We start from the raw sequence: 7,340 nt of genomic DNA, 5'->3' as shown, positions 1-7,340 counted from the left end.
ATTGCACTGTTGTTCTGGCACGCTGGCTGCGATAGGCCTCTCGCCAGCGCCGCGGTTACTGATACGAGCGATAGCGTGTTACTTGCGACAGTAACGACAGCATCCCAAGGCAGGATAGGAAACCATGAGCCCCATTGACCAGACCAACCCGGCAAACAGCGTATCGGCGGAATATGAATCTGATCTCGCCGAATACGAACGGCAAGTGCAATTCAGCGAGTTTGTTCCCAACCCGTTTCGGGCGTTCGATGGCGCAATGAGAAGTCCCTCCCCTTTTGCTTCACCAGCTTAACCAACGCTTCAGACACTCTCCTCCTTTTAGCCCGCCGTCATGGCGGGTTTTTTTTGCCTTACAGGTCATCGATATTTCTCGGCCAACTCTTTTTGAGTAGCCGGGATAACGCGCGGTCAGCCAAGATCTTTCCCCCGGTCTGGCAACGAGCGCAGTAGTTGGTTTCGTTTTCCGAGTAGACGATGCGCTGCACGGGCGCCGCGCATACCGGACAAGGCTTGCCGAAGCATCCATGCACGGCCATCCCCTCGCGAAAGGCGGTCACATGCTGGGGGAAGCCCTCGCCCGCCTCATTAAGTAAGCGCTGCGTCCAGTTCGCGAGCGTTTTCTGAATCGCCGTGAGCAGGCTCATCATCTGCTCGGCGGATAAGTCTCGCGTAAGCGAGATGGGAGAGAGTTTCGCTGCATGAAGAATCTCGTCGGAGTACGCATTGCCGATACCGCTAAATAGCCTAGGATCGGTGAGTGCTCGCTTCAATGTATGGTTCTCGCGTTGTAGTTGCGCTTTGAACGTAGGGAAATCCATCGCGAGCACATCACGCCCGCCCGCGTCCAATCGATTCAACGCATGCTCTCCTTGAACGACGTGCAAGGATGCTCGCCGCTTGGTTCCCGCTTCGGTGAGAACAAGTTTCCCGGTTTCGAAATCGAGGACAACCAACGCACCCCTTGGATGGGTCTTCTTGGTGCGATCGAGCCAATGGAAACGCCCCGCGATCATGAGATGGAAGACGAGAAACAGCTCCTCGCGGAATTCGAACACGACGCGCTTTCCTACCCTGCGCAAGCCTTGCACGGCTTGGCCTTCCAGCGCCTGCACGGGAGGGATTACGGAGCGCAATACAAAGGGATTAAGGATCTGGGTGCGCTCAAGGGTCTTGCCGTGGGTGCGCTTGCGCAGCGCGTCCAGATAGACTTCGATATCGGGCAACTCCGTCATCGCCGTGCCGGATTATGGAATGTCAGAGGCCGGCATGCGCGCCAGGATCATGGCCGTCTTGCGTTCAAGAAAAGGCGTGCTGCGGCGCTTATCGTAGTAACGCGGATTGGGCACCATGGCGGCCATGTGGGCGGCTTGCCGCTCTCCGAGATTGGCGACGCTGGTGTTGAAGTAGTAACGCGCCGCGGCCTCCGCGCCAAACACGCCGTTACCCCATTCTATTACGTTCAAGTAAATCTCGAAAATACGCCGCTTGCTCAACACGGCTTCGAGCATGACGGTGATGACGGCTTCTTGCAACTTGCGCCAAGGCGAGCGCTTGCTCGATAGAAAAAGATTCTTGGCCAATTGCTGGCTGATGGTGGACCCGCCCGCCACGATCTTGCCCTTTTTCAGGTTCTTCTCGTAGGCGGTTTCGATGGCTTCCCAATCGAAGCCTTCGTGCTCCAAGAAACGAGCATCTTCGGCCGCGATCAAGGCTCGCTTAAGGTTCCTGGAGATTTTGTCGTAGGGCATCCAGCGGTGGCGCAGTTCGGCGTCTGGATTTTTCTCCTGCAAAATTTCCAACCGGTCTTCCATGAATGCGCTGGTGGAAGGATTGAACCAGCGCCACCATGTAATGTGGGCAAATATCCAAAGTTGATAGGCCACCAGAAGAAACAACAGCAACAAGAAAATCTTGGCGCTCCAGTGCAGCTTTCTTTTCATGGCGCCTTCAGCATGGCGATGACGGGCGCGGTCGCCGGCCTCACGCCGCGCCACACCAGAAACGACTCTGCTGCTTGCTCCACCAACATGCCCAAACCATCGGCCAGAATGCCGCCACCTTGCTCGCGCGCGTGAGCAAGGAAAGGAGTACGCCCCTTGCCGTACATCATGTCGTAAGCGAGCGCGCGCCGCGCGAACACTCCGGGCGGCAACGCAGGTAGCGTGTCGCTCAAACTGGACGAGGTTCCGTTGACGACGATGTCGAAGGCGGCCTCTTTAAGCGCCGCGTAGCTGCTGGATCTGATGGGACTGGCGGCGTAGGCGGGGCAAGCCAGGAAATAATCCACGAGGCGCCGCGCCTTTTCCTCGGTGCGGTTTGCCACGATGACTTGAGCGGGCGCGCAATCGAGCACCGGGCCCAATATGCCTTGCACCGCGCCGCCGGCGCCCATGATGAGAATGCGCTGGCCGCGAAGGGGGACCGACAGGTTGTGCTGGATGTCGGTCACGATCCCGTTACCGTCGGTGTTGTCTCCGAAGATCGCATCTGAGTCGAAGCGCAAGCAATTACACGCTTGCGCGAGCTGCGCGCACGCGGAATGTATCGTGGCCAAGCGATAAGCCTCGAGCTTGAAGGGGACGGTCACGTTCACACCCTTGCCCCCAATTGCGCGAAAACCTTCCACCGTTCGGAGGAATTCATCGAGAGGAGACAACAAACGCTCGTAGGCGATGTCCTGGCCCGTTTGCTTGGCAAAGGCGTGATGAATCATGGGCGACTTGCTATGCGCCACGGGATTGCCCACCACGGCATACCGGTCCGTCACGTCAGTCGGTGACCAGCAGATCGCTGCGGGTGAAGATCCAGTTGCGGGTGATGTGCAGAATATCCGTCTCGCGCCGGATCTTGCCGGGAAAGGGCTTGAAGGGGCTCGCCATTTGCACCACGCGCTTGGCCGCCCGGTCCAACACTCGAGAACCGGAGGAGCGGTCGATCTCCACTTTCTCCACCGTGCCGTCGGCGCGGATGGCCACGGTTACCAGCACCGAACCGAACAGATTTTGCGCGCGCGCCTCTTCCGGAAAATTCTCCGTGCCCACGCGCTCGATACGCTGGCGCCATTCGTCCACGTACTCCGCATAGGCCACCATTTGCGTGCGTGCGCCCACGAATTTTCGCTTGGGCAGCTTTTGATAGGCGTCCCATTCTTTTGCGATCTGCGCTTCGAGCCGGGCCACCGCCATCTTGTCGTTAGGCGCCTTGGGGAGGTTGGGAGCCTCCTGCTCCACGGGCCTCTCCACGAGGTCGATGGTGGAGTCCACGAGGTTGTCCGTGATCTGGATCTGCGCGAGCATGAGCTTGGCTTGTTCTTCCAGTTCCTTCACCCGCTGGGAAGCGAGTTCCAGCTCCGCGTCCGCCGGCATGTTGCGGATCACCGGCATGTTGCTCTTGGCGTGGCGGTCGAGTTCGGTGTTGCCCCCGCCATCCAAATTCGCCTGCGCCAGGGCATCTGCCTGCACGGGCTTGGTGGCCGATTTGGCGTTTACCAGCACCACCTGCAAGCTCGTGGGCATGTCTTTAAGGAGGTTTAGGTCGGGGAACTTGAAGCTGACAAGCAACAAAAAGGAATGAAACACCACGGAGATGGCGAGCGCCACGGAAAAACGCGAAAAATTCGGCGCGGGCAACACCGAATCCCCCGCTACCGAATAACGAGCGGGCATCGAATAAACTGAAAGAGTCCCTGCCAAGGTATGCACGAGCGAAAGCTAGGCTGGAAGTTTAACAGGCCGGTTCGGTTGGGCGATGGTGGCTCCCCGCACGAAGCTACCGCGTTCCCTTGTACTCGGCGTGGAAACTCAACGCCAACAAATCGACCGCCGACACTTCAACCTCGATGAACGTGCCCGCGGGTAAGGACGGCATCGCGGGTAGACGTGTCAACAAAGGTATATTGCCCACTTTAACGACATCTTCCTTGAATACCTGAGCGAGGCAGGTGCGTACTCCTTCCTGCAAGAGCCAGCGCAAGCACCAGTAACGCTCCATGCCACGCTGAAATTCGTTGTAGGCATCGTAGGCCAAATCGAAATCTCGCATGATGATGAACAGCTCGTCGGGCTTGGCATAAGGGAGCGGTTCACCCCTTATCCAAGCCACCAATTGGCGCTGGTTCACCAGATCCACATAGCGCCGGATGGGGGAACTGGACCATGCGTAATGCGCCACTCCCAACCCTTGATGCTCCCCGGCCACGGTGGTGAGCTTCACCTTGCCGCCACCTTGCGTGCGGTAGATGGCCGGCAACGATTGGTCGGCCAGGAGTTGTCCCCAAGTCGAATTGACCAGAATCATCATCTCCGACACCAGGAGTTCCATGGGAGAACCGCGCTTGCGCTCCACGATACGAACGCGGTCATCCTCCACATAGAAACTGTAGTCCATGTTCACCGGGCGCGGCAGTTCGCCGCGCCCCCGAACGGCCTCGACATGGGACGCGAAGCGATGCAAAAACCGCAACTCTTCGGAGAACGCAAAAGTGCCAAGACCTCGCTCGAGTGTTTCTTCGTTGAATAGCTTTTCCAGTTCGTCGTGGCGTAAGTTGGCGGCGATGTGTACCCGCTCCACGACGCTGCGAGAGGCCACTACGTTAAGTTGTTCGTCCACTTCGAGATAGAGCGAGAGAGCAGGGCAGTCGCGTCCTTCGCTCAACGTGTAGTGCGAGATCGCCGCCTTGGGCAGCATGGTGACCTTGCGCCCTGGCATGTAGACGGTCGACAAACGCCGGGCCGCTTCGCGGTCCACCTCGCCGCCGGCGGCAACGCCCAAGGCCGGTGCCGCGATGTGGATACCGATCTCCATGCGCCCGCTTGCCGCCATTCGCACGGTAAAAGCATCGTCGATTTCCGTGGTGGTGACGTCATCGATGCTGAAGGCATGCACGAGCGCGAGTACCAAATTCTCGTGAGCCGGTAAGTTCGTGTCCTGGAGGCTGAACTCGGCTCCTTCCGGAAAATGCTCGAACAGGAGGCGGCCATAATGGTATTCCTCGCTAGAAGGAATGGCTCCGCAGCGCTCGAGCAGGAGCACGGAACTCACCTTGCATTTCACGGCCGCCTCTTCCATGGCCTTGGTTTCTATCAAGTTGCGGTCCGGCTTGTAGAGCAGCATGGGCACATGGGGCCGGAACTCCTCGGGCAGTTCGCCGCGCGCGAGTCGTTCCACGTAGCGCGTTTGCAAGAGCACTTGCTGGCGTTTGCGCTCGACGCTGGCGAGAGCCGCTTTGAGCGCATCTGCGGGTGCTGGCCGGTAGCGGCCCTTTCCCTTGCGGTAAAAATACATGGGCGCGCCATGCATGCGAACGAGTAGCGCGGCGGATTCCAGCGGCGATGGGATGTGACCGAAATACTCCTTGGCGGCGGTCTCGTAGGTGAGATCCTCCTGGGGGGCGCACTCCCAGAGAAACCCGATGTCGATATCCTCGGCAACTTTCGCCGCCTGGTCCATGAAGCTGCCGAGCGCCCCCTCGAAACGAAACATCACGTTCGCCGATTTGACCTTGCTACGCTTGCCATGGGGTGCTTCTACCTGCAACGAGGTATTTTGATCGGCCAGCACGCTACCGACCTTGAAGGCGCCTTCTTCTTCGTAGAAAACATTCATTTTGAGGTGAGGCGCGAGGCGTGAGACGTGAGGCGGAACAACCGCAGGTTGCGAGGGGCGCGGATTATAGCCGAGGGCGTCTACCGTCTACTGGCGAAATCCATCACTGAATCGAGGTAGTTCTCGAATTCCGCGAAACCGTGATCGCTGCCATCGATCACGAGTTGGCGCGCGCCGGCGTAGATCGAGATGGTGTGCCGGTAATCGAGCACTTCGTCGCCCGTGGCCACCATGACGTAGTAGTTATCCAAGCGCTTAGGCTCGGGAACATGGAACGTGCGCAGTTCCGCCAAATGCTCGCGAGTCAACTCGTAGGCCTCGCCGGTGTAGAGATTCTTTTGCGGACCGAGATAGGCTTCCAATCCCTCGTGCGGAACGATGGCCGGGTTCAACAACACCGCGCGCACGCCGTGTTTTTCCACCAGACAGGTGGAGTAGAAACCCCCGAGAGAGCTACCCACCAGCGTGACCGTTTCCGGCCTATGCTTCATAACCTCGAATTCGAGAAGCGCCATGGCCTGGGCCGGTCTGTCTGGCAATGCCGGGCACCAATACTGAGCGCCCCGGCCCAGCGATTCGAGTCTCGCTTTGAGTTGCCGGGCCTTCGTTGATTGTGGAGAGCTATTGAAGCCGTGGATATAGATGAACATGAACTACTATTGTGCCCGAGCCAGTCATTTCATGGGAGGGAAGATGCAAGATATGCCGCGCCGAAAATTTCTCGCGAGTTGCATGGCGCTGTCCGCGCTTCCGCTGCCGGTGGTTGCGCTACCGCGCGACATCGAGGCTTTCGCGCTGTTGAAGCAGCGCTCGCGGAAGCAGTTGGTGGGGCGGGTCCACATACTTCCGGCAACGCCGGACACCACCCAGTGGTGATGGTTCGATAACGCACAAGCGCCCGTGCTCTCCATTCAGTCCCGCGATACGGTGGTGATGGAAACGATGATGGCGGCCGCCAACCAGATTCTTCCGGGAGTCAGCATCGAGGAGATCACCAAGCTGCGGGTGGACAATCCAGGCCGGGGCCCGCATACCATCACCGGTCCGATTTACATCGAAGGCGCCGAACCAGGTGACGTTCTGAAGATTCGCATCAACCGAATAGTTCCTCGTACCTACGAGGCCAATTGGAACCTGCCAGGCGCGCTCAAGCTCGGACAATTCCCCGATGAGTTTCCCGAGTGGCAAGTGCGCTACTTCTACTTCGACTTGCGCAGGATGACCACCCAGTTCTCGCCGGACATCGAGATACCGCTGCGGCCGTTTCCCGGAATCCTCGGGGTGGCGCGCGCCGAACCCGGGCGCTACAGCACGGTTCCGCCCGGCCGCCTTCGGCGGCAACATGGACATCCGCGAACTCACCGAGGGCACCACGCTTTTCCTTCCCGTTTTAGTCTAAGGTGCGCTGCTGTGGTCGGGCGATTCGCACGCGGCCCAAGGCAATGGCTAGATCAACCTCACGGCCATCGAAACGGCCTTCAACGAACTGAGCCTCACGGTGGAAGTCATCAAGGGCCAGACGCTTCGCTGGCCGCGCATCGAGACACCGGACCATTGGATCATCGCTGGCATGGACCGCGACTTGAATAAAGGGCACCTCTAATAATTCAGCATTCTAGAGTAGTGTGTATGGAATCGATGTGATAAAAAGCCTCGAAGCGCAAAGTGATCCCGAGGCCGATGAAGAAAGACAAACGCAGGAAGCAACCCAAACCCAAGCAGCCTGGATTCTTCGA

The 7,340-nt window shown here is 58.7% G+C and carries 6 protein-coding genes and 1 pseudogene; 1 reads left to right on the top strand and 6 read right to left on the bottom strand.

Features of this window, described 5'->3' with window-relative positions; genetic code table 11:
• Positions 1–350 precede the first annotated feature (350 nt).
• From EXR36_14930 to EXR36_14905, 6 genes are all read right to left on the bottom strand, one after another.
• Complete coding sequence (locus tag EXR36_14930; protein ID MSQ60887.1) at positions 351–1,232, bottom strand: formamidopyrimidine-DNA glycosylase; 882 nt, start codon at positions 1,230–1,232, stop codon at positions 351–353.
• Between the two features lie 12 nt (positions 1,233–1,244).
• Positions 1,245–1,940: a monofunctional biosynthetic peptidoglycan transglycosylase gene (gene mtgA, locus EXR36_14925; protein MSQ60886.1), complete on the bottom strand. Its 696-nt coding sequence runs from the start codon at positions 1,938–1,940 to the stop codon at positions 1,245–1,247.
• Positions 1,937–2,767 (bottom strand): shikimate dehydrogenase, encoded by an 831-nt coding sequence (locus EXR36_14920; GenBank protein MSQ60885.1) that lies wholly within the window; start codon positions 2,765–2,767, stop codon positions 1,937–1,939. Before EXR36_14920 ends, mtgA begins: the two co-directional genes overlap by 4 nt.
• A gap of 1 nt (position 2,768) precedes the next feature.
• The gene (locus EXR36_14915) at positions 2,769–3,665 is read right to left on the bottom strand and encodes an energy transducer TonB (protein ID MSQ60884.1); all 897 of its coding nucleotides are present in this window, start codon (positions 3,663–3,665) and stop codon (positions 2,769–2,771) included.
• A gap of 103 nt (positions 3,666–3,768) precedes the next feature.
• Positions 3,769–5,604 (bottom strand): RNB domain-containing ribonuclease, encoded by a 1,836-nt coding sequence (locus tag EXR36_14910; GenBank protein MSQ60883.1) that lies wholly within the window; start codon positions 5,602–5,604, stop codon positions 3,769–3,771.
• 80 nt (positions 5,605–5,684) lie between these two features.
• Positions 5,685–6,254 carry an esterase gene (locus EXR36_14905; GenBank protein ID MSQ60882.1) on the bottom strand — a complete coding sequence of 190 codons (570 nt, stop codon included), beginning with the start codon at positions 6,252–6,254 and terminating at the stop codon, positions 5,685–5,687.
• Positions 6,255–6,297: 43 nt separating this feature from the next.
• On the opposite strand from EXR36_14905, the pseudogene EXR36_14900 reads away from it, so the two are divergent.
• A pseudogene (locus tag EXR36_14900) lies at positions 6,298–7,207 on the top strand (acetamidase).
• Positions 7,208–7,340 lie beyond the last annotated feature (133 nt).

The sequence above is a fragment of the Betaproteobacteria bacterium genome, assembly GCA_009693245.1.
Lineage (GTDB): Bacteria > Pseudomonadota > Gammaproteobacteria > Burkholderiales > SHXO01 > SHXO01.
Note: the sequence above shows the minus strand (reverse complement) of the source record. Positions and strands in the feature narration are given on the sequence as shown.